Consider the following 19,550-nt stretch of genomic DNA (forward strand, 5'->3'; position numbering starts at 1 on the left):
GCGGACATGGACCGTACTCGCCGCTCTATCGTGATTCGAAACCGCTGCTCAGGGCCCGAACGAGCCCTGGAGCTCAGCACGCAGCTCCGGCGTCAGCAGCTGGCCGACGCGGTCCACCAGCAGCGTCATCTCGTACCCGACGAGCCCGATGTCGCAGCTCGGGGACGCGAGCACGGCCAGGCAGGACCCGTCACTGATCGACATCAGCAGCACGATGCCGCGGTCCATCTCGACGACCGTCTGGACGACCCCGCCCGCGTCGAAGCAGCGGGCCGCGCCCTGGGTCAGCGAGACCAGCCCGGACGCGACGGCGGCGAGCTGGTCGGCGCGGTCCCGCGGGAGGCGGTCGGACGACGTGAGCAGCAGCCCGTCCGCGGACACCACGATGGCGTGCGCGACGCCGGGCACCCGCTCGGCGAAGTTCGTGACGAGCCAGCCGAACCGGCTCTGACTCGGCTGCGCTTGCGCTGGCCTCACGGATTCTCCTCAGTTTCGGTCGTGCTCGGACGGTCGCCGGTGTGGTTCGCCTCGGGGGCGGCGTCGGCCCCGGTGCGGGTCGTGCGGCTCTCCCGACCCTGCCGGACGCCCTGCTGGTAGCTGGCCAGCCGGCCCCGGACGTTCTCCGCGCTGCGCGCCTCGGACGAGGCGGGTGGGCTCAGCACGGTCGATCCTGCCGCACTGCCCGGGAGCAGGCGTGCACGCGGGCGGCGTTTCGGCAGCCCGGCCGAGGTCATCTCGTCCGGGACCTGCTCCGTGTCGTCGGTGCCCGCGGCGGCCTGGCGCCACACGTCGTCGGCGGGCGAGGCGAAGCCCGCGTCGTCGATCCCGCCCCGCGCGGCGTCGGCCTCGGCGGCGTCGGTGGGCGGGGTGCCCGCCGTGGGCGCAGGCCGGGGCGACGGACGCGGGCGGGGCGTCTGCTCGGCGCCCGGTGCCACGTCGTCGCCGTTCGTCCGGCCGTCCTGCTCCTCGGCCCGGCCGCCCCGACCGGGACCGCCGTCCTGCCAGCGGACCGGGACCGAACGGTTCGAGCGGAACCAGGCGGACGCGATCTCCTCGAAGATCGGGGTGGTCTGACTGATGTCGTACCCACCGCCCGCACGGGCCGACTCCAGCCCACCCGGGCGGCGCAGCTGACCGCGGTCACCCTCGACCGGTACGGACGGCGCGAACAGCGCGTCCTGCTCGGAGCCGCCCTGCGCACGCGGGACGGGGCGCTGTGCGTCGAGGGGGCGCTGTCCCCCAATCGGGCGCTGACCCTCGGATGGCCGCGGCCCGGCCGGGCCGTTCGGCGCCGGGCCGTTCGGTGTCTGACCGTTCGGACCGCCGTGGAGGGGACCGGGCTGGACCGGACCGGCGGCGGGCGACACGGGTCCCGGTGGCATGACCGGGCGCCGCGCCGGGGCGGGCCGCAGGGGGCCTCCGCGGACGGGGGCCGGTCGGGTGCCGCCCATCGGCTCGCGGGGAGGACGGGCGCTCGGGAACGCCGTCGTGTCCGTGTCGGAGTCGTCCGGGCCCTGGTGCGGGGCCTGGCTCTCCGCCTGCGGGCTCCGGTCCCCGTCGCGTTCGTCGGCCTGCGTCGCGGCCCCGTCGGGTGTCCCCGCGCCGGTGGGCCGGTCGGACGGCTCGACGGTCGCCGGGTCGTCGTCGGTCGAGTCGCTGGTCGGTGGGGTTCCGTTCGCGGAGATCCCGTTCGCCTGGTCACCGGTACCCGGCTCCCGACCGGCCGGGTCCGCCCACGGCCGAGCGGAGAACGCCGCGGCCGCTCCGGCCACGGCGGCACCGCCCGCGGCTGCACCCCATGCCGGGGTACTGCCCCGGTCCGGGCCGTCGCCCGCCGCGTCGTCCTGTCGGGGGACGGCCGGGCTCACCCGCACGTCGGTCGTGCGGATCGGGAGTCCGTCCGGGGGCGTCCCGGCGCTCCGGTCCTCGGCGTCCGTCTCCGATCCGGCGTCCGTCTCCGATCCGGCGTCCGTCGTGGACCCGGCGTCCGTCGCAGGTCCGGCGTCCGGGCCCGATCCGGTGGTCGGCTCGACGCCCGGGGTGGCGGTGGGCCGGTCCGGGGTCTCGGCTCCGGACCGGTCCTGCACCTCGCTGTCGTCGACCTCGGCGTCCGCGACGCCGGTCGCGGCCTGTTCGGTCGCGGTGCGCTCGTCGACGTCCGTGGCGGTCTCGGCGAGCGAGGACTCCGGCGCCTGCTCCTCGGTGCCGTCGGCAGCGCCGTCCGGGCTCTGGGCGGTGCCGTCGGCGTCGGCCGGGGCGTGGTCGGTGGTGGCGTCGGGACCCGGTTCCGTGTCCCGGACGCGGGAGATCTTCTCGGTGCTCGGCCCGTCGTCGTCGGTGTCCCTGCGGCGTCCGAACACCCCGGCGAGCGCGCCGCCGACACCGGCGGCTCCGACCGCGCCGAGCAGGCCAGGGGACCCGGACTCCTGGGCGGTCTCGTCCTCCGACTCGGTCGGCGCGGCCGCGGCGGCGGTCGTCGCGGTGGGCTCCGCGGACTCCGCGGGGTCGCTCCCGTTCACCCCGTCAGCGGGATCCGGACGGGACGGCGTCCCGGGCCGGCCGTTCCGGTCGACCGGACCACCCCGCCGGGGCAGTTCGTCGCCGGGGGACGCCGGGCGGTGCCCGCCCGACGAAGGGCCGTCGGACGCCGGCGTGAACATGTCCGGCCCGGGCTCACCGGACTCGCCCGCGGGACGTTCGGCCCCCGTGCCGTACGGGAGGAACGCGTTCGCGCCGTGCACGGCCGAACCGTTCGGCGCAGCTCCCTGTCCGTCGGTCGATCCGGTCCCGGGGTTGCTCCGGAGCGCGGAGCCCGGGGTCCGGGTCGGTAGCTTCGGCGCGGAGCCGTTGCGCGACGGGCCCGCCGTGCTGCCGGAACCGAACGTCGGCGGCACCGGCCCGTCGGGACCGGAGAGCGTGGACGTCGGGACACCTCCGTGCGCAGCGCCGTTCAGAGCGACCGCCTGACGGTCGGCGGGCGCCTGCGCGGCGGCGACCGCGCCCCACTCGCCCGTCCCGACCGACTCGCGCGGCTGCTCGATCACCGGGGCGGCGGACGGCACCAGCTGCGGCGGCACGGTCACCGACGCGCTCAGCCCGCCGCTGCGGCCCACCCCGGACGCCGAGGACAGCCGGACGCCGATCCGGTGCCGGGCGGCCAGGCGGCCGACCACGAACAGACCCATCCGGCGGGACGCGGACACGTCGACCTCGGACGGACCGGACAGCCGCTGGTTCGCGTCCGCCAGCTCGGAGTCGGCCATGCCGACGCCGCGGTCCGCGATCTCGATCAGCAGCGACTCGTCGGCCGTGCGGGTCGTGCTCATCACGACCTGGGAGTCCGGCGGCGAGAAGTTCGTCGCGTTGTCCAGCAGCTCGGCCAGCAGGTGGACCAGGTCGTTCGCGGCCCGTCCGGCGATCGTCGCGGTCGGCGGCGTCTGCACGACGACGCGCTGGTACTGCTCGACCTCGGAGACCGCGGCCCGCAGCACGTCGACGACCTGCACCGGGGCCACGTTCCGCTTGGCCAGGTCGGTGCCGGCGAGCACCAGCAGGTTCTCGCTGTTACGCCGCATACGGGTCGCGAGGTGGTCCAGCTGGAACAGGTTCGACAGCTGGTCCGGGTCCTGCTCGTTCGACTCCAGCTGCTCGATCAGCTGCAGCTGCCGCTCCACCAGCGCCTGGCTGCGCCGGGAGAGGTTGACGAACATGCTGTTCACGTTCTGCTGCAGCGCCGCCTGGTCGGCCGCGAGGCGGATCGCCTGGCCGTGCACGGCGTCGAACGCGCGGGCGACCTCGCCGATCTCGTCGCGGCTGTCCAGCGGCACCGGCTCGACGAGCGCGCTCGGTGCCTGCCCGGACCGCATGCTCTGCACGGCCTGTGGCAGCCGCCGCTCCGCGACGTCGAGCGCGGACGTGCGCAGCACGCGCAGCGACCGGACCAGCTGGCGGCCGAGCAGCAGGATGATGCCGATCGTCAGCAGCAGGCCCAGCATCAGCAGCACCGAGTTCAGGCCGGCCGTGTTGCCTGCCTGCTCGGCGGCCTGCGCGCGCCCGCCGACGAACTGGTCCTCGGCCTGGCGGTCGGCCGAGCGGACGACCCCCACGGACGAGTCGACGGCGGCGTTCCACGCGGCCGCGTCGGCCGTGACGCGCCCGTCGCTCGGTGTTGCCATGATCCCGTCCCGCAGGCTCTGCCGCTGCGCGTTGGCCGGGTCGGTGGCGAAGTTGCCGAACTGGTCGACCTGCTGCGGGGTCAGCGAGGCCTGGTAGTCGCTCGCCGCGGACTGGTAGTTCGCCTCGGCGCCGTTGACGACGGCCTTCTGCGCCTCGGGCAGCTGGGAGGCGGCGATCGCGCCGCCGAGCACGGAACGTTCCAGCTCCAGCGCCTCGGTGGCCGACGCCGTCGAGCCCAGTGCCGTCGCGAGGCCCGCCGTGTCGGAGGTCTGCAGCTGGCCGAGCAGCGCGCGGTCGAGCGCCAGCGTGCGCTGCACGACCGCGGTGTAGCGGGTCGTGACGTCCTGGACGGGCGTCGGTGCGGCGGCCACCTGTGACCGGATGATCGGCAGCTGCCCGATCGTCGTGTCCGCCTGCCGCTTCGCCGTGCCGATCTGCGGCGCCTGCTGCTCGGCGGCGGTCAGGGTGTCGTTCGCGCGGCGCACGGCCTGGTCGGTGGCGGCCTGCGCGCTGTCCACGGCGTTCCGGTCGCCGAGGCGGTTGCCCCCGACGAACACGACGGCGGCGGACCGTTCCGCCTGCAGTGCCTGCGTCAGCGCCCCGACCTGCTGGTGGGCCTCGACGAGACCGCTGCCCTGGCCGAGCTCCTCGGCGACGTTGGCCTGGTCGACCACGCGGAACGCGCCGATCGCCAGGGCCAGGATCGTGGGGACGAGACCCACGACGGCCAGCTTGGCGACCAGGCTCCAGTTGCGCGGGTCCATCCGCTCGGACCAGGTGCGACGGCGTTCCGTGCTGGTCACGTCAAGGTCTCCCTGTCGGTATCCGGTGCGGTCACCGCGATGTCGGGGACGGCCGGGCGGGCGGAGCGGACGGGACCGGCGCGCTCGGCCGACCCGGCGAGGCCGGTGAGCCCGTCCCGGGGGGACGGGCGCTCTGACACTGCGGGGTGGGGAGCCATCGGGAGGTCTGGTGCGCCTTTCGCGGTCGTCTCCGGTCGGACGGCGACCCCGGACCGCTCCGGGACGTCCGCCCGTCCGTCCTCATCGTGACGCGCCGACGGGTCTCGCCGCGTCGATGTGGTCGGCCGGATATGATCGATGTGGGTCTCGTCTGTACTCGCGCTCGGCCGGTGAGTCTAGCCGTTGACACGGGTCGCTCCCGAGTGGCGTAACGGCCTCGACCGGCCCGATCACGTCGGGTCACGCGCGACGACCGCTCGCCGACCCGCACCGTCCGGCGGCCCCGGGAACAGGCGTTTCCGCCGTGGAAAGGATTCGCTCCGTGACTGATGGTCCACTGATCGTACAGTCGGACAAGACACTGCTCCTCGAGATCGACCATGCCGAGTCGGAGGCCGCCCGCGCGGCCATCGCGCCGTTCGCGGAGCTGGAGCGGGCGCCGGAGCACGTCCACACCTACCGGGTCACGCCGCTGGCCCTGTGGAACGCGCGGGCCGCGGGGCACGACGCCGAGCAGGTCGTCGACGCGCTCGTGCGATGGTCCCGCTATCCCGTCCCGCAGCCGTTGCTCGTCGACGTCGTGGACACGATGGGCCGCTACGGGCGCCTGCAGCTGTCCAACCACCCCGCGCACGGCCTCGTGCTCACCGCGCTGGACCGTGCCGTGCTGGAGGAGATCCTCCGGCAGAAGAAGATCTCGCCGATGCTCGGCGCCCGGATCGACGACGACACCGTCGTCGTGCATCCGTCGGAGCGCGGCCGGCTGAAGCAGGCGCTGCTCAAGGTCGGCTGGCCCGCCGACGACCAGGCCGGCTACGTCGACGGCGAGGCGCATTACATCGAGCTGGACCAGACGGAATGGCATCTGCGCGACTACCAGTCCCAGGCCGTCGACGGGTTCTGGGACGGCGGCTCCGGCGTCGTCGTGCTGCCCTGTGGCGCGGGGAAGACGCTGGTCGGTGCCGCGGCGATGGCCAAGGCCGGCGCGACGACGCTGATCCTGGTCACGAACACGGTCGCGGGCCGTCAGTGGAAGCGGGAGCTGATCGCGCGGACGTCGCTGACCGAGGAGGAGATCGGCGAGTACTCCGGGGAGCGCAAGGAGATCCGCCCGGTCACGATCGCGACCTACCAGGTGGTCACGCGCAAGACCAAGGGCGAGTACCGGCACCTGGAGCTGTTCGACTCCCGGGACTGGGGCCTCGTGATCTACGACGAGGTGCACCTGCTCCCGGCACCGGTGTTCCGGATGACGGCCGACCTGCAGTCCCGCCGCCGTCTCGGTCTGACCGCCACGCTCGTCCGCGAGGACGGCCGCGAGGGCGACGTGTTCTCGCTGATCGGCCCGAAGCGCTACGACGCGCCGTGGCGGGACATCGAGGCGCAGGGCTGGATCGCGCCCGCGGAGTGCATCGAGGTCAGGGTGACCCTGACCGACGCGGAGCGGATGGGCTACGCGACCGCGGACGCCGAGGAGCGCTACCGGATGGCCTCCACGGCGCACACGAAGCTCGCCGTGGTCAAGAAGATCGTCGAGAAGCACCATGGCGAGCCGACGCTGGTGATCGGCGCCTACCTGGAGCAGCTCGACGAGCTCGGCGAGACCCTCGACTGCCCGGTCATCCAGGGGTCGACGCGCAACCGCGAGCGCGAGCGGCTGTTCGACGCGTTCCGTAGCGGCGAGATCAGCAGGCTCGTGGTGTCGAAGGTGGCCAACTTCTCGATCGACCTGCCGGAGGCGACGGTCGCGGTGCAGGTCTCCGGCACGTTCGGCTCCCGCCAGGAGGAGGCGCAGCGGCTCGGTCGGTTGCTGCGTCCGAAGGGCGACGGCAGGCAGGCCCACTTCTACTCCGTCGTCTCCCGGGACACGGTGGACACCGACTACGCGGCGCACCGGCAGCGGTTCCTGGCCGAGCAGGGCTACGCGTACCGGATCGTCGACGCCGACGACCTGCTGGGCCCGACGCTCCCCGAGGTCGGCTGAGCGTCACCTCGGCCGAACGGGCGCGGTCGTCACCGCCAGTGGTGGCGTTCCGGCCCGGCGTCCACCCGATTCGGTGGCAGATCCCCACGTCGGGCTGCTCGTTGTGCACACTGGAAACAGGCGCCGGACCGGCACGGTCACGAGGACGAGGGAGGTCGAGGGTGTCACTGTTCGTGTGGATCCTTCTCGGCCTCGCGGTGTGGATCGCCCTGGGTGTGGTCGTCGCGGTGATCGTCGGCCGAATGGTCCGCCGCCGGGACGCGCAGGTGCCGCACGACGTCGTGGGCGACGTGACCGGCTCGCTGCCGGAGCCGCGCGACGGCACCGACCGGCCGTCGCTCGAGGGAACCGGGCGCCGCCGCCACGGCCCGTCACCCTTGGACTGAGCCCGGGGTCGGACCGGCACGATCCGGGGCGGACTCCGGGTGGATCCCGAGGTCCGGCCCGTCGTGGCCGAGCAGAGTTGTGGTCATGGAGAACACCACCGCCACCCAGACCGCCACCGACCAGGCCGCCACCGACCCGGGCCCGGCCCCCGCGGCGATCGCCGCCCCGCGCCGGCCGCGGTTCAAGCTCCGCCGCAGTCCGGACGACGTGATGCTCAGCGGCCTGTCCGCGGGCATCGCCGAGGAGCTCGACCTCGACCCGGCGCTCGTCCGGATCGCGATGGCCGTGCTGACCGTCCTGACCAGTGGCGCGATGGCACTCGTCTACATCGCCGGGTGGATCCTGGCGCCGGTCGAGCCGGCCCGGTCCTGATCCCGGAGGTGCCGTCCGGCGGTGCGGGGGCCGCCGGACGGTCCGGTCAGCGCCAGGCCGCCGTGACCCGGCCGGACCAGTTCGCCAGCCGCTCGGTGGGGCCCGCGTCGTCGGCGGGCTCCACCGGGGGATCGAACGGGATGTGCTCGCGTGCCCCGGCGAGGATCCGCTCGGCGGCCTCGCGGCCGAACGCGACGAGCTCCGGGTCGGCCTCGGGATCCTGTCCGGTCGCGACGGCGAGGTCCCACCCGTGGACGAGGGCCTCGTTGAGGAAGCCGTGCAACGTCTCCCGGCCGGTCACCTCGCCCCACGGCACCCGCATCGTGCGGTCGAGAACCGCGTCGTCGGACCAGGCGGCGACGGCCGCATCGGCGTCCGCGGCGTAGGTGCCGGCGAGCGCGTCGTCGGCGATGCCGGGGATCACGTGCGGGATGGCGAGCCCGTCGACGCCCCGGGCGAACGCTCGCGGACGGCGGATCGTGGTCAGCAGGTGCGCGAGCAGTGTCCGGACGTCGAACTCGGAACAGGGGGTCGGGTTCGCCATCTGGTCGGCGCGCACACCGGCGGCCAGGCCGGCGACCCAGGTCACGGCGTCGCGGAAGGCGGGGCGGGGGTCGGCGAGTGCGGTCGTCTCGTTCGTCATGCGATGAACTCTGACAGCCAATCACGCCATCTTGTGTCGTGATTTTCTGGCACCCTCCGAAGCGTGCGTGCCGACCGCCTCCTCTCGCTCGTGCTGCTGCTCCGCCATCGCGGGCGGATGACCGCAGCGGCCATCGCGGCCGAGCTGGAGGTCTCCGAACGGACCGTCCTGCGCGACGTCGACGCGCTGTCCACGGCCGGTATCCCGGTCTACGCCGAGCGCGGCCGGGCGGGCGGGTTCGCGCTGCTGCCCGGCTTCTCGACGGACCTGACGGGTCTCACGCCCGGTGAGGCCGTCGCGCTGCTGACGTCGGGTGCGGCGTCCACGCCCGGCGCGCTGGGGTTGGGCTCCGAGTTCTCGTCGGCGATCCGGAAAGTGGTCGCCGCGCTGCCCGAACGTGCACGCCAGGACGCCACCGGGGCAGCCGAGCGGGTGCTCGTGCGTCGGGGTGGCTGGCTCGTGGACCCGCAGCAGGAGACCGGGGACGCGCTCGGGGCCGTGCAGAACGCCGTGTTCGCCGGGCGGCGCCTGCGGATCCGCTACCGCTCGGGGCGGGAGGAGTCGGAGGCGCGCTGGCGCACGATCGACCCGATCGGGCTCGTCGAGGCGGCCGGCCGCTGGTACCTGCTCGCGACCCGCGACGGCGAGGACCGCACCTACCGCGTCTCCCGCATCTCAGGGGCCGAGGAGCTCGACGAGCAGGCGCAGCGCCCGGACGGCGTCGACCTGGAGCAGCTGTGGCTGCGGCGCCGCGAGGAGTTCCGGTCCCGGATGCCGGGGGAGACCGTGCGGCTCCGGATGCCGGACGACCGCCGCGACGAGCTCGTCAGGGCCGCGGTGGACGTCGCCGACACCGGCGTGCCGGGCGAGGTCGAGGCGACGTTCGGGGACCTGAGGCACGCGGCGAAGATCGTCTGGCCTCTCCTGCCGGACGTCGAGGTGCTGGACCCGCCGGAACTGCGGGCGACCCTGCGCGCCCGCGCCGCCGCCGTCGCGGACGCCCTGGCCTGAACACGCCGCAGGGGCGGCACCGGCGAACCGGTACCGCCCCTGCGGGGAACGTGCTGGGGGGACGGACCTAGAAGTCCATGCCGCCCATGCCGCCCATGCCACCGGTCGGGTCGCCCCCGCCGCCGCCGCCCTTCTCGGGCTTGTCGGCGATGACGGCCTCGGTGGTGAGGAACAGCGCCGCGATGGACGCGGCGTTCTGCAGCGCGGAGCGGGTCACCTTGGCCGGGTCGATGATGCCGGCCTTGACCAGGTCCTTGTACTCGCCGGTGGAGGCGTCGAGGCCCTCACCGGTGGGCAGGTTGCGGACCTTCTCCGCGACGACGCCGCCCTCGAGACCCGCGTTGACCGCGATCTGCTTGAGCGGGGCCTCCAGCGCGACCTTGACGATGTTCGCGCCGGTCGCCTCGTCCCCGTCCAGGCCGAGGCCCTCGAACAGGCCCGCACCGGCCTGCAGCAGGGCGACGCCGCCGCCGGCGACGATGCCCTCCTCGACGGCCGCCTTCGCGTTGCGGACGGCGTCCTCGATGCGGTGCTTGCGCTCCTTGAGCTCGACCTCGGTGGCCGCGCCCGCCTTGATGACGGCGACGCCGCCGGCCAGCTTGGCGAGGCGCTCCTGGAGCTTCTCGCGGTCGTAGTCGGAGTCGGTGCGCTCGATCTCGGCACGGATCTGGTTGACCCGGCCCTGGATCTGGTCCGCGTCACCGGCGCCGTCGACGATCGTGGTCTCGTCCTTGGTCACGACGACCTTGCGGGCGGTGCCCAGCAGCGACAGGTCGGCGTTGTCCAGCTTGAGGCCGACCTTCTCCGAGATGACCTCGCCACCGGTCAGGATGCCCATGTCGGTGAGCATGGCCTCGCGGCGGTCGCCGAAGCCGGGGGCCTTGACGGCGACGGACTTGAACGTGCCACGGATCTTGTTGACGACCAGGGTGGCCAGGGCCTCGCCCTCGACGTCCTCGGAGATGATCGCCAGCGGCTTACCCGACTGCATGATCTTCTCGAGCAGCGGGAGAAGGTCCTTGACCGTGGAGATCTTGGACGAGACGAGGAGGATGTACGGGTCCTCGAGCTCGACCTCCATCCGCTCGGCGTCGGTCACGAAGTAGGGCGAGATGTAGCCCTTGTCGAAGCGCATGCCCTCGGTGAGCTCGAGCTCGAGCCCGAAGGTCTGCGACTCCTCGACCGTGATGACGCCTTCCTTGCCGACCTTGTCCATCGCCTCGGCGATGAGCTCGCCGATCTGCTTGTCGGCGGCGGAGATCGACGCGGTGGCGGCGATCTGCTCCTTGGTCTCGACCTCCTTGGCGCTCTTCAGCAGCGCCTGGGAGACGGCCTCGACGGCCTTCTCGATGCCGCGCTTGAGACCCATCGGGTTCGCGCCGGCGGCCACGTTGCGCAGGCCCTCGCGCACGAGCGCCTGGGCCAGCACGGTGGCGGTGGTCGTGCCGTCACCGGCGATGTCGTCGGTCTTCTTCGCGACCTCCTTCACCAGCTCGGCGCCGATCTTCTCCCAGGAGTCCTCGAGCTCGATCTCCTTGGCGATCGACACACCGTCGTTGGTGATGGTCGGCGCGCCCCACTTCTTCTCCAGGACGACGTTGCGGCCGCGCGGGCCCAGCGTCACCTTCACGGCGTCCGCGAGGGTGTTCATACCCCGCTCGAGGCCGCGACGGGCCTCTTCGTCGAACGCGATCTGCTTCGCCATGGGGGTGTAGCCCTCCGAATGAATCAGATGATCGTGTGGTCCGAGGACGGTGCCCGCGACGGACGACCGGCAACCCTGCGCCGGCCTCACCGAACCAGACCTGGCACTCCACGGCCACGAGTGCCAGTGGATGCTCTCTCTGTTCTAGCACTCGACCATGGCGAGTGCAACTTCCCCCGGCCCCCGCCGGACGACCGCTCCGACGAGCGGGAGGATGACGCGCATGGCCGCCTCCTGGGATGCACCGCGTTCGGTCGACGAGCACCGCGCAGCGGTCGCCGCGCTGCTCACCCCGACCGGTACCGAACAGGTCGCGCTCGCCGACGCGGCGGGCCGGGTGCTGGCCGCCGACCTGCACGCCGCGGTGGCGCTCCCGCCGTTCGACAACTCCGCGATGGACGGCTACGCGGTACGCGCCGCGGAGGTCGCGACGGCGTCCGGCGACGCCCCGGTGACGTTGCCGGTCGCCGAGGACGTTCCGGCGGGCCGCACCGACGTCCCGCCGATGGCGGCCGGCACCGTGCACCGGATCATGACCGGGGCGCCGGTCCCGGAGGGCGCGGACGCGATCGTGCCCGTCGAGCAGACCGACGGCGGCACCACCACGGTCGCGATCAGCGCCCCGGCCGAGCCCGGCGCGTTCGTACGCCTGGCGGGCGGTGACGCCGCGAGGGGTGCGGTCCTGCTCACCGCGGGCACCGTGCTCGGCGCGTCGCAGCTCGGGCTCGCCGCCGCGTGCGGGGTCGCGACGCTGCCGGTGCACCGCCGTCCGCACGTGCTCGTCCTGTCCACCGGCTCGGAGCTCGTCGCGCCGGGCGGGACGCTGCTGCCCGGCCAGATCTACGAGTCGAACGGCACGATGCTCGCGATCGCGGTCCGCGAGGCGGGCGCGACCGCGGAGCAGCTGGCGTTCGTGCCGGACGACGTCGAGGCGTTCCGCTCGCTGATCGCGGAGAAGGTGACGGCGGGCGTGGACCTGGTCATCACGTCCGGCGGTGTCAGCGCGGGCGCCTACGAGGTGGTCAAGGAGGCGCTCGCCGGGCACGGCGTCGGGTTCGGCAAGGTGGCGATGCAGCCCGGCGGGCCGCAGGGGGCCGGGCGCCTGGAGCTGAAGGGCGCGGACGACGTCGCGGTCACCACGCTGCCGGGGAACCCGGTCAGCTCGCTGGTGTCCTTCGAGGTGTTCGTCCGGCCCGCGCTGCGGGCGGCGATGGGGCATCCGTCCCCCGAGCGGCCGGTCGTGACCGCCCGGGTGAACGGTGCGCTGACCTCGCCCGCCGGACGCAGGCAGTTCCGGCGGGGGGTCCTCGACGCCCGGTCCGGCACCGTCTCCGAGATCGGCACGCCGGCGTCGCACCTCATCGCCGCACTCGCGCAGGCCGACTGCCTGATCGACGTCCCGGCCGAGGTCGAGCACGTCGAGGACGGGACGACGGTCGCGGTCTGGCTTCTCGAGGTCTGAACGCGCTACGCTGACCCCGACTGTGACTCAGGTCATAGTCTGTCCGGGCAACATATTCACCGCATGGAGCGTCTGTAGTGGTGAAGGTTCGGCCAATCGAGGTAGATCGCCGGTTCCACCAACGGTGATCTAGACGACGGGTCGTCAGCTCAGGAATACTTTCTACTGTGAAGGGGTAGTCCCTTCACAGCACAAGGCCCACCGCCCGTCGCTGGGGAGCGGACGAGCGGTTCCAAGGCCGGGGTCGTCGTCTCGGGGGATGACGGCCCCGGCCCTTTTTCGAAGCCGTTCGGCGCGCCGCACGATCCGTTGATCACCGGTACCCCCGGCCTGGCTCCCGGGGCGTCCGCGTAGCGTAACGACGACAGTCCACGAGCGGCCGGTGACCCGTCGGAGATCCCGGGCCTGCCGCACGCAGCGCAGCGCCGACCGGGGCAGATCGGTTCGCCGGACCGGCGCGGAGGAGCCGACACCAGCCCATGCCCGAGTCGACCGGGACCTCGCCGACCTCGCCCTCCCACATCGCCCGTCTGGTCCGGGACGCCGTACCGCCGATGCATCCCGGCGGGCGTCCGATCGTCGCCGGGGTCGGTGTCGCCGCGGCCGGGCTGCGGCTGCTGAGCGGGCGGGGCACCGGTGCCGGCCTGCTGGCCACGGCCGCCGTCGCCGCGTTCTTCCGCTCACCGCACCGCACACCGCCGACACGCGCGGACGTCGTCGTCGCCCCGGCGGACGGCACCGTCGCGACCGTGGGTGAGGCCGTCCCGCCGGACGAGCTGGACATGGAACGACGTCCGGTCGTCCGGGTCGGCGTGTTCCTCTCGCTCCTGGACGTGCACGTCCAGTGGACGCCGGTGCACGGGCGCGTCCGGCACGTCGAGTACCGGCCGGGGGCGTTCCTGTCCGCGGACCTGGACAAGGCCAGCGAGGACAACGAGCGCAACGCCGTCACGTTCGAAGCCGCGGACGGATCGCGCGTCGGCGTCGTCCAGATCGCCGGGCTGCTCGCCCGCCGGATCGTCTGCGACCTGGCGCCCGGCGACGAGGTCGCGGCGGGCGAGCGGTTCGGCCTGATCCGCTTCGGCTCCCGCGTCGACACCTACCTGCCGCCGGACGCGCGGGCGCTGGTGACTCCCGGCCAGCGCAGCGTCGGGGCCGAGACCGTGCTGGCCGAGATCCCGCGGCGGGGCGCGTGACGCCGAGGACCCCGCGGATGCCGAGACCTCCGGAGGGTGGCTATCCGGCCGGGGTGCGGCTGCTGCCGAACGCGGTCACCGTCCTCAACCTGTGCGCAGGCCTGTCCGCCGTCTACTTCGCGCTCGGTGGGCGCTTCACGCTCGCCATCGGCGCGGTGGCGGCGGCGGCGCTCTGCGACGCGCTGGACGGCGGGCTGGCCCGGCTGCTGGACGCGTCCAGCCGGATCGGAGCGGAGCTCGACTCGCTGGCCGACCTCGTGTCGTTCGGCGTCGCGCCCGCTCTGGTGATCTACATCTGGGCGCTGCAGGACACCAGAGCGGGCTGGGTCGTGGCGCTGGTGTTCACCGTGTGCATGGCGCTGCGGCTGGCCCGGTTCAACACGCTCATCGACGACGACTCGTCGCCCCCGTTCGCCCGCGAGTTCTTCGTCGGCGTCCCGGCGCCCGCGGCCGCGATGACCGCGGGCATCCCGCTCTACCTCTGGCTGCACTTCGGCGGGGGCTGGTGGTCGTCGGTGTGGGTGGTCGGCGCGTGGGCGCTGGTCACCGGCGGGCTGATGGTCTCGAGGCTGCCGACCGTGTCGGTGAAGACCGTGCGGGTGTCCCGCCGGGCGATCGCACCGCTGCTGGTGGCCGTCGGGGTGATCGCGGCGGCGCTGTTCACCGTGCCGTTCCTCGGCATCACGATCGCCGCGCTCGCCTACCTGGCCCTGATCCCGTACACGGTCTACCGCTACCGCTGGCTGTCGCGGCACCCGGAGGCGTGGGACGTCCCGGTCCGCCAGCGGCGCGCGGTGGCGCGGGCGGCGCGCTCGACGCGCCGGCTCGGCCTGCGCCCCCCGCTGCGACGACGGGTGGCCGGCCGCGCGGGTGCCATGGCACGCGGTGTGCGACGACGGCTCGGGCCGGACGACGACCTCCGCGGTGGCACGGCGAACGGCCGGTCGCGGGCACCCGGGCAGATCTCGTCGCAGGGGCAGATCAGCCCGCGCGGCAGCCGCAGGCGACTGAACCTGCGGCGTCGCTGACACGGTGTCCGCCACGGGGGACACGCCGGATACGGTTCCGGCGTGCCGGATCCGTCGCTGACCCTGGTCGCCCGTCTCGCCTCCTCGGCCGCCGACTCCCGGCGCGGGGTCGTCCGTCTGCACCCGGAGGTCCTCGACGCGCTGGGCCTGCGGTCCTGGGACGCCGTGCAGCTCACCGGGTCCCGGGTGACGGCGGCGCTCGTCGTCGCGGCCGGGCCGGACGCCGTGCCCGGCCAGGCACGACTGGACGACGTCACGCTGTCCAACGCCGGCCTCACCGACGGCGCCGAGATCGTCGTGTCCCGGGCCGAGGTGACGCCCGCGCGGCGGCTGACGCTGTCCGGGACCCGCCGGGCCGCGACCGCCGTCCGCCCGGAGACGATGCGGCTCGCGCTGATGGGCAAGGTGCTGGCCCCCGGGGACGCCGTGTCGCTGCTGCCGCAGGACATCGCGCCGCCGCCCGGTGCCGACGTGCACTCCGCCCGTCGCGCACTCGCCGCCGCGATCCCCGGCGGCTGGACGAGCGAGCTGCTGACGGTCGCCGGGGCGGAGCCGGACGGGACGCCGGTCGCCGTGGTGCCGTCGACGGTCGTCGGCTGGCGGGACGGGCCGAGCACCGGGGACGACGCGCCGGTGCCCGCCGCCTCGCCCCGCGCCTCCGTGTCGGCCACCCCCACCTCGGCACCTGCCGCGTCCGCGCCGTCGCCGGACCTGCCGGCTGCGGAGGAACCGGTCCTGCCGATCGAGTCGCTGACCGGCAACGTCGCGGCCGCGAAGCGCCTGGTCGAGTGGCTGGACCTGACGATCAGCCGTCCGGAGCTGTTGTCCCGGCTCGGTGGCAGCCCGCGTCTGGGTGTGCTGCTGTCCGGGCCGGAGGGGGTCGGGAAGGCGACGCTCGTGCGCAGTGCCGCGGCCGCCGTCGGGGCGCGGGTCGTGGAGCTGGTCGGTCCGGCGGTCGCCGCGCTGGAGCCGGCCGCCGCCGCGACCCGGGTCCGCGACGTGCTGGACCGCGCCCGGCCCGGCGACGGCCCGTCGGTGCTGCTGGTCAACGACGTGCACGCGCTCCTGCCCGCCGCGTCCCCTCCGCCGCTGGCCACGCTCGTGCTGGACGAGCTGCGGGCAGCGACCGCCCCCGGCGGGCCCACGCTCGTCGCGACCACGTCGGAGCCGGAGGGTGTGGACCCGCGCCTGCGCACGCCGGACCTCGTCGACCGCGAGCTGACCGCGTCGCTCCCGGACGCGGCGACCCGGCGGGAGCTGCTCGAGCAGCTGCTGCGCGACGTGCCGTGTGCCGACGACGTCGACCTCACCGTTGTCGCCGGGCGGGCACCCGGGTTCGTCGTCGCCGACCTGGTGGCCGTGCGTCGCGAGGCCGCGATCCAGGCCGCGCTGCGGTCCGGTTCGTCATCCGACGAGCCTCGGGTGCACCAGCGCGACCTGCTCGACGCGGTCGGATCGGTCCGGCCGATCTCGTTGTCGGACAGCGGGACCCTTGGCAGTGGCGGTCTCACGCTTGACGACGTGGGTGACATGGTCGACGTGAAGCAGGCGCTCACCGAGGCCGTGCTCTGGCCGCTGCGCTACCCGGACTCGTTCGCCCGCCTCGGCGTGCAGGCCCCGCGTGGCGTGCTGCTCTACGGCCCGCCCGGTGGCGGCAAGACGTTCCTGCTGCGCGCGCTCGCCGGCACCGGCAACCTGAACGTGTTCGCGGTCAAGGGCGCCGAGCTGCTGGACAAGTACGTCGGCGAGTCCGAGCGCGCCGTGCGGGAGCTGTTCCGACGGGCCGCGGAGGCCGCGCCGGCGCTGCTGTTCCTCGACGAGGTCGACGCGCTCGCCCCGCGCCGCGGCGGCTCCAGCGACGCCGGCGTCGCCGACCGCGTCGTCGCCGCGCTGCTGACCGAACTGGACGGCGCGACGCCGCTGCGGGAGGTCGTCGTCGTCGGCGCGACGAACCGGCCGGAGCTGATCGACCCGGCCCTGCTGCGGCCCGGTCGACTGGAGCGCCTGGTGTTCGTCCCGCCGCCGGACGCGGAGGCCCGCGAGGACATCCTGCGGGCGGCCGGTCGGAACATCCCGATGGCCGACGACGTCGACCTGCCCGCCCTGGCTGCCGACATGGACGGCTACTCGGCAGCGGACTGCACGGCCGTGTTGCGCGAGGCCGCCCTCACCGCGATGCGCGGCTCCCTGGACGCGACCGAGGTGACCGCCGACCACCTGGCCACCGCGCGCAGCGTCGTGGGCCCGTCCCTCGACCCCGTCCAGGTCGCCGAGCTCGAGGCCTACGCCGAACGCCGCGCCGCCCTCTGAACCCGCTCTGGACCCGGGCCCCGGGACCGGGGCCCGACCGCGGCCCGATCGCACTGCCCGCCGGGCCCGGCCGCACAGGTGAGCGCCGCCCCGTGGCCCTCGCCCTACGCCGATCTCGCGCCAACGTTCCGCTCAACCGGCTCAGCGCATCCACCGGAACGTTGCGGTCGCCGGAACCGCGGAAACGTTCCACTCGATCCCGTAGCCCGTTCGGGCGGAACGTTCTCGCGCCGATCGGTCCCCGCGGTCGCCGGCGCCACCGGGACGTGGCGACGGGTCGACGGGTCGGCAGGGTTGCCGCGCCGAGGTCGTCGCAGGAGCAGGATCGCGACCCGATCCGCCCCGCCCCGAACACCAACGAGCCGGCCCCGGATGTCCGGGACCGGCTCGGTGTGTGCCGCTGGGGAGCGGAGGTCGGTCAGGCGGCCTTGAAGTCCTTCGTGATGATCACGATGATGCCGGGCGTCGCGTCCTGGATACCGGCGAACCGGGCCTCGGAGCGCATGCCCCACTTGCGGGCCATCTCGTCGGCGGCGGTCTTCTCGGCCGTGCCCGGCCGGTAGTAGACGGTCGTCGCGGGGATGACGCCCTGCGGGTAGTTCTGCACGGACGAGACGGCCCAGCCGTTCGCGCGGAACTCCTCGGCGGCCTTCTCGGCCAGCCCCTTGACGGTGCTGTTGTTGTAGACCCGCACGGCGGGCCGCGCCGCGACACCCGCCCCACCGCCGGAACCGCCGCCCGCGCCGCCTGCCGAGGCGCCGCCGTCGGTGATGGGCTGACCGCCGGAACCACCCGCTCCGGGCGCGGGCGGACCACCGACGGCACCCGGGGTGCCGGGGGCGCCGGGCGTCAGCGGCGAGGTACCCGCCCCACCAGGGGTGCCGGGCGCACCCGGAGCGCCCGAGGCGCCGGGCGTGGTCCCGTCACCGGGCGGGGCACCGGTGCCCGGCTCCGCGGGCGCCGACGACGGCGGCGGGGACGCGGAGGCCTCCGGCGACGTCCCGCCACCGGTACCGAGCCCGATCAGACCGACGACCCCGGACAGCACACCGACCCCGACGAGCGCGACGCCAGCGATGAAGAGCGGCGAGCGGCCGCCGGGCGTGGGTGCGGTCATGGCGACCTCCGGGACGGGTGGTGACAACTCATGGCGTCAGGGCTCGATACCCAGACGACGTGCGGCTCGGGTGCGCTGGCGGCTGGAGCGCAGCCGGCGCAGCCGCTTGACCAGCAGCGGGTCCACCGCGAGCGCCTCCGGCTTGTCCACCAGCGCGTTGAGCACCTGGTAGTAGCGCGTGGCGGACATGTCGAACAGCTCGCGGATGGCCTGTTCCTTGGCCCCCGCGTACTTCCACCACTGACCCTCGAACGCGAGGATCTCCCGCTCGCGACGGTCCAGTTCACGCACGGTGGTCGAGCGGTGGGCACCCGGACGTCCTGATCTGGATCCGGCGGTCTCGACGGACTCCATCACGCTCCTCGGGCGGCCGGGGACGGCAACGTTGGTGAATGACAAACGTGTCATTCGCGGCGGCCATTGAACCACGGGCCAGGCGCAGAGTCCCGGTGTGACGCGCCACCGCGGGATGAATCCTGACAGGCCACCCCGACAGTTCCGGTGCAGGCTCGCCGTACGATCACCGGGTGACGGTTCTGCCCATCCGCATGGTCGGCGACCCCGTTCTGCACACGCCGACGCGTCCGGTCGAGCAGGTCGACGACGCGTTGCGCACGCTCGTCGCGGACATGTTCGAGACGATGGCGGCCGCGGAGGGCGTCGGTCTGGCGGCGAACCAGGTGGGCGTGGGCCTGCGCGTGTTCGTCTACGACTGCCCGGACACCGAGCGCATGGAGATGCGGCGCGGCGTCGTCGTCAACCCGGTGCTGGAGACGTCCCAGCGTCCGGAGACCATGCCGGACCCCGACGACGACCAGGAGGGTTGTCTGTCCGTGCCGGACGAGAGCTTCGCGACCGGCCGCGCGGACTGGGCCCGGGTGACCGGGACCGATCTGGACGGCGAGCCGGTCGAGGAGGAGGGGCACGGCTTCTTCGCGCGCTGCCTGCAGCACGAGGTCGACCACCTGGACGGCACGATCTACCTGGACCGGCTCGTCGGCCGGAACCAGAAGGCAGCGAAGAAGATGCTCAAGCGCAACGCGTGGGGCGGCCCGCAGGACTCGTGGGACCCGTCCGCCATGGCCGCCCAGAGCGTGCCCCGGGGTTGACTCCGGGGTTCTCCCCTAGTCCCCCGGTCTGAGTCCCTGAGCTGGGAGAACCGTACCTGCGTCCGATGTGGCGCACAGGTTCGACGCG

General features: G+C 74.0%; 15 protein-coding genes. 9 read left to right on the plus strand and 6 right to left on the minus strand.

Annotation, left to right across the window (positions count from 1 at the left end; translation table 11 throughout):
• Window positions 1-48: 48 nt before the first annotated feature.
• Window positions 49-477: a roadblock/LC7 domain-containing protein gene (locus EV378_RS19975; RefSeq protein WP_132428550.1), complete on the minus strand. Its 429-nt coding sequence runs from the start codon at window positions 475-477 to the stop codon at window positions 49-51.
• Window positions 474-4,979, minus strand: coding sequence for a nitrate- and nitrite sensing domain-containing protein (locus EV378_RS19980; RefSeq protein ID WP_132428552.1), 4,506 nt, complete (start codon window positions 4,977-4,979; stop codon window positions 474-476). The genes EV378_RS19975 and EV378_RS19980 overlap by 4 nt, the downstream gene beginning before the upstream one ends.
• A 481-nt stretch (window positions 4,980-5,460) precedes the next feature.
• Here EV378_RS19980 and EV378_RS19985 point away from each other — a divergent pair, with 481 nt between their 5' ends.
• The 3 genes from EV378_RS19985 (at window position 5,461) to EV378_RS19995 (ending at window position 7,881) form a co-directional block, all read left to right on the plus strand.
• Window positions 5,461-7,122, plus strand: a complete 1,662-nt coding sequence (locus EV378_RS19985; RefSeq protein ID WP_132428554.1) for a DNA repair helicase XPB — start codon at window positions 5,461-5,463, stop codon at window positions 7,120-7,122.
• Window positions 7,123-7,283: 161 nt separating this feature from the next.
• Window positions 7,284-7,508, plus strand: a complete 225-nt coding sequence (locus EV378_RS19990) for a hypothetical protein (protein ID WP_132428556.1) — start codon at window positions 7,284-7,286, stop codon at window positions 7,506-7,508.
• Between the two features lie 85 nt (window positions 7,509-7,593).
• Window positions 7,594-7,881 (plus strand): PspC domain-containing protein, encoded by a 288-nt coding sequence (locus EV378_RS19995; protein WP_132428558.1) that lies wholly within the window; start codon window positions 7,594-7,596, stop codon window positions 7,879-7,881.
• A gap of 46 nt (window positions 7,882-7,927) precedes the next feature.
• Here EV378_RS19995 and EV378_RS20000 read toward each other — a convergent pair whose 3' ends face one another.
• Window positions 7,928-8,524 carry a TIGR03086 family metal-binding protein gene (locus tag EV378_RS20000; RefSeq protein ID WP_132428560.1) on the minus strand — a complete coding sequence of 199 codons (597 nt, stop codon included), beginning with the start codon at window positions 8,522-8,524 and terminating at the stop codon, window positions 7,928-7,930.
• 63 nt (window positions 8,525-8,587) lie between these two features.
• Here EV378_RS20000 and EV378_RS20005 point away from each other — a divergent pair, with 63 nt between their 5' ends.
• Complete coding sequence (locus tag EV378_RS20005; protein WP_132428562.1) at window positions 8,588-9,535, plus strand: helix-turn-helix transcriptional regulator; 948 nt, start codon at window positions 8,588-8,590, stop codon at window positions 9,533-9,535.
• Window positions 9,536-9,602: 67 nt separating this feature from the next.
• Here EV378_RS20005 and groL read toward each other — a convergent pair whose 3' ends face one another.
• Window positions 9,603-11,240, minus strand: coding sequence for a chaperonin GroEL (gene groL / locus EV378_RS20010; protein WP_132428564.1), 1,638 nt, complete (start codon window positions 11,238-11,240; stop codon window positions 9,603-9,605).
• A 223-nt stretch (window positions 11,241-11,463) separates the two neighbouring features.
• Here groL and moeA point away from each other — a divergent pair, with 223 nt between their 5' ends.
• The 4 genes from moeA (at window position 11,464) to EV378_RS20030 (ending at window position 17,236) form a co-directional block, all read left to right on the plus strand.
• A complete protein-coding gene (gene moeA / locus EV378_RS20015) occupies window positions 11,464-12,702 on the plus strand; it encodes a molybdopterin molybdotransferase MoeA (protein ID WP_132428566.1) in 1,239 nt (412 codons plus the stop codon).
• A gap of 479 nt (window positions 12,703-13,181) precedes the next feature.
• On the plus strand, window positions 13,182-13,898 hold the full coding sequence (locus tag EV378_RS20020) for a phosphatidylserine decarboxylase (RefSeq protein ID WP_132428568.1): 717 nt from the start codon (window positions 13,182-13,184) through the stop codon (window positions 13,896-13,898).
• 17 nt (window positions 13,899-13,915) lie between these two features.
• On the plus strand, window positions 13,916-14,926 hold the full coding sequence (gene pssA / locus EV378_RS20025; RefSeq protein WP_132428570.1) for a CDP-diacylglycerol--serine O-phosphatidyltransferase: 1,011 nt from the start codon (window positions 13,916-13,918) through the stop codon (window positions 14,924-14,926).
• Between the two features lie 42 nt (window positions 14,927-14,968).
• Window positions 14,969-17,236 (plus strand): AAA family ATPase, encoded by a 2,268-nt coding sequence (locus EV378_RS20030; RefSeq protein WP_132428572.1) that lies wholly within the window; start codon window positions 14,969-14,971, stop codon window positions 17,234-17,236.
• Window positions 17,237-17,654: 418 nt separating this feature from the next.
• Here EV378_RS20030 and EV378_RS20035 read toward each other — a convergent pair whose 3' ends face one another.
• Complete coding sequence (locus tag EV378_RS20035) at window positions 17,655-18,353, minus strand: LytR C-terminal domain-containing protein (protein ID WP_132428574.1); 699 nt, start codon at window positions 18,351-18,353, stop codon at window positions 17,655-17,657.
• Window positions 18,354-18,389: 36 nt separating this feature from the next.
• A complete protein-coding gene (locus EV378_RS20040) occupies window positions 18,390-18,707 on the minus strand; it encodes a nucleoid-associated protein NapA (RefSeq protein ID WP_132428576.1) in 318 nt (105 codons plus the stop codon).
• Window positions 18,708-18,880: 173 nt separating this feature from the next.
• On the opposite strand from EV378_RS20040, the gene EV378_RS20045 reads away from it, so the two are divergent.
• Window positions 18,881-19,462, plus strand: coding sequence for a peptide deformylase (locus EV378_RS20045; protein WP_132428578.1), 582 nt, complete (start codon window positions 18,881-18,883; stop codon window positions 19,460-19,462).
• The last annotated feature ends 88 nt before the right edge of the window (window positions 19,463-19,550 follow it).

Origin of the sequence: Pseudonocardia endophytica (genome assembly GCF_004339565.1) — a bacterium.
Lineage (GTDB): Bacteria > Actinomycetota > Actinomycetes > Mycobacteriales > Pseudonocardiaceae > Pseudonocardia > Pseudonocardia endophytica.

Coding starts and splice junctions, on each gene's coding strand:
- groL (WP_132428564.1), bottom strand. CDS start 11,240: ATGGCGAAGCAGATCGCGTTCGACGAAGAGGCCCGTCGCGGCCTCGAG.
- EV378_RS20020 (WP_132428568.1), top strand. CDS start 13,182: ATGCCCGAGTCGACCGGGACCTCGCCGACCTCGCCCTCCCACATCGCC.
- EV378_RS20000 (WP_132428560.1), bottom strand. CDS start 8,524: ATGACGAACGAGACGACCGCACTCGCCGACCCCCGCCCCGCCTTCCGC.
- EV378_RS19995 (WP_132428558.1), top strand. CDS start 7,594: ATGGAGAACACCACCGCCACCCAGACCGCCACCGACCAGGCCGCCACC.
- moeA (WP_132428566.1), top strand. CDS start 11,464: ATGGCCGCCTCCTGGGATGCACCGCGTTCGGTCGACGAGCACCGCGCA.
- EV378_RS20035 (WP_132428574.1), bottom strand. CDS start 18,353: ATGACCGCACCCACGCCCGGCGGCCGCTCGCCGCTCTTCATCGCTGGC.
- pssA (WP_132428570.1), top strand. CDS start 13,916: ATGCCGAGACCTCCGGAGGGTGGCTATCCGGCCGGGGTGCGGCTGCTG.
- EV378_RS20040 (WP_132428576.1), bottom strand. CDS start 18,707: ATGGAGTCCGTCGAGACCGCCGGATCCAGATCAGGACGTCCGGGTGCC.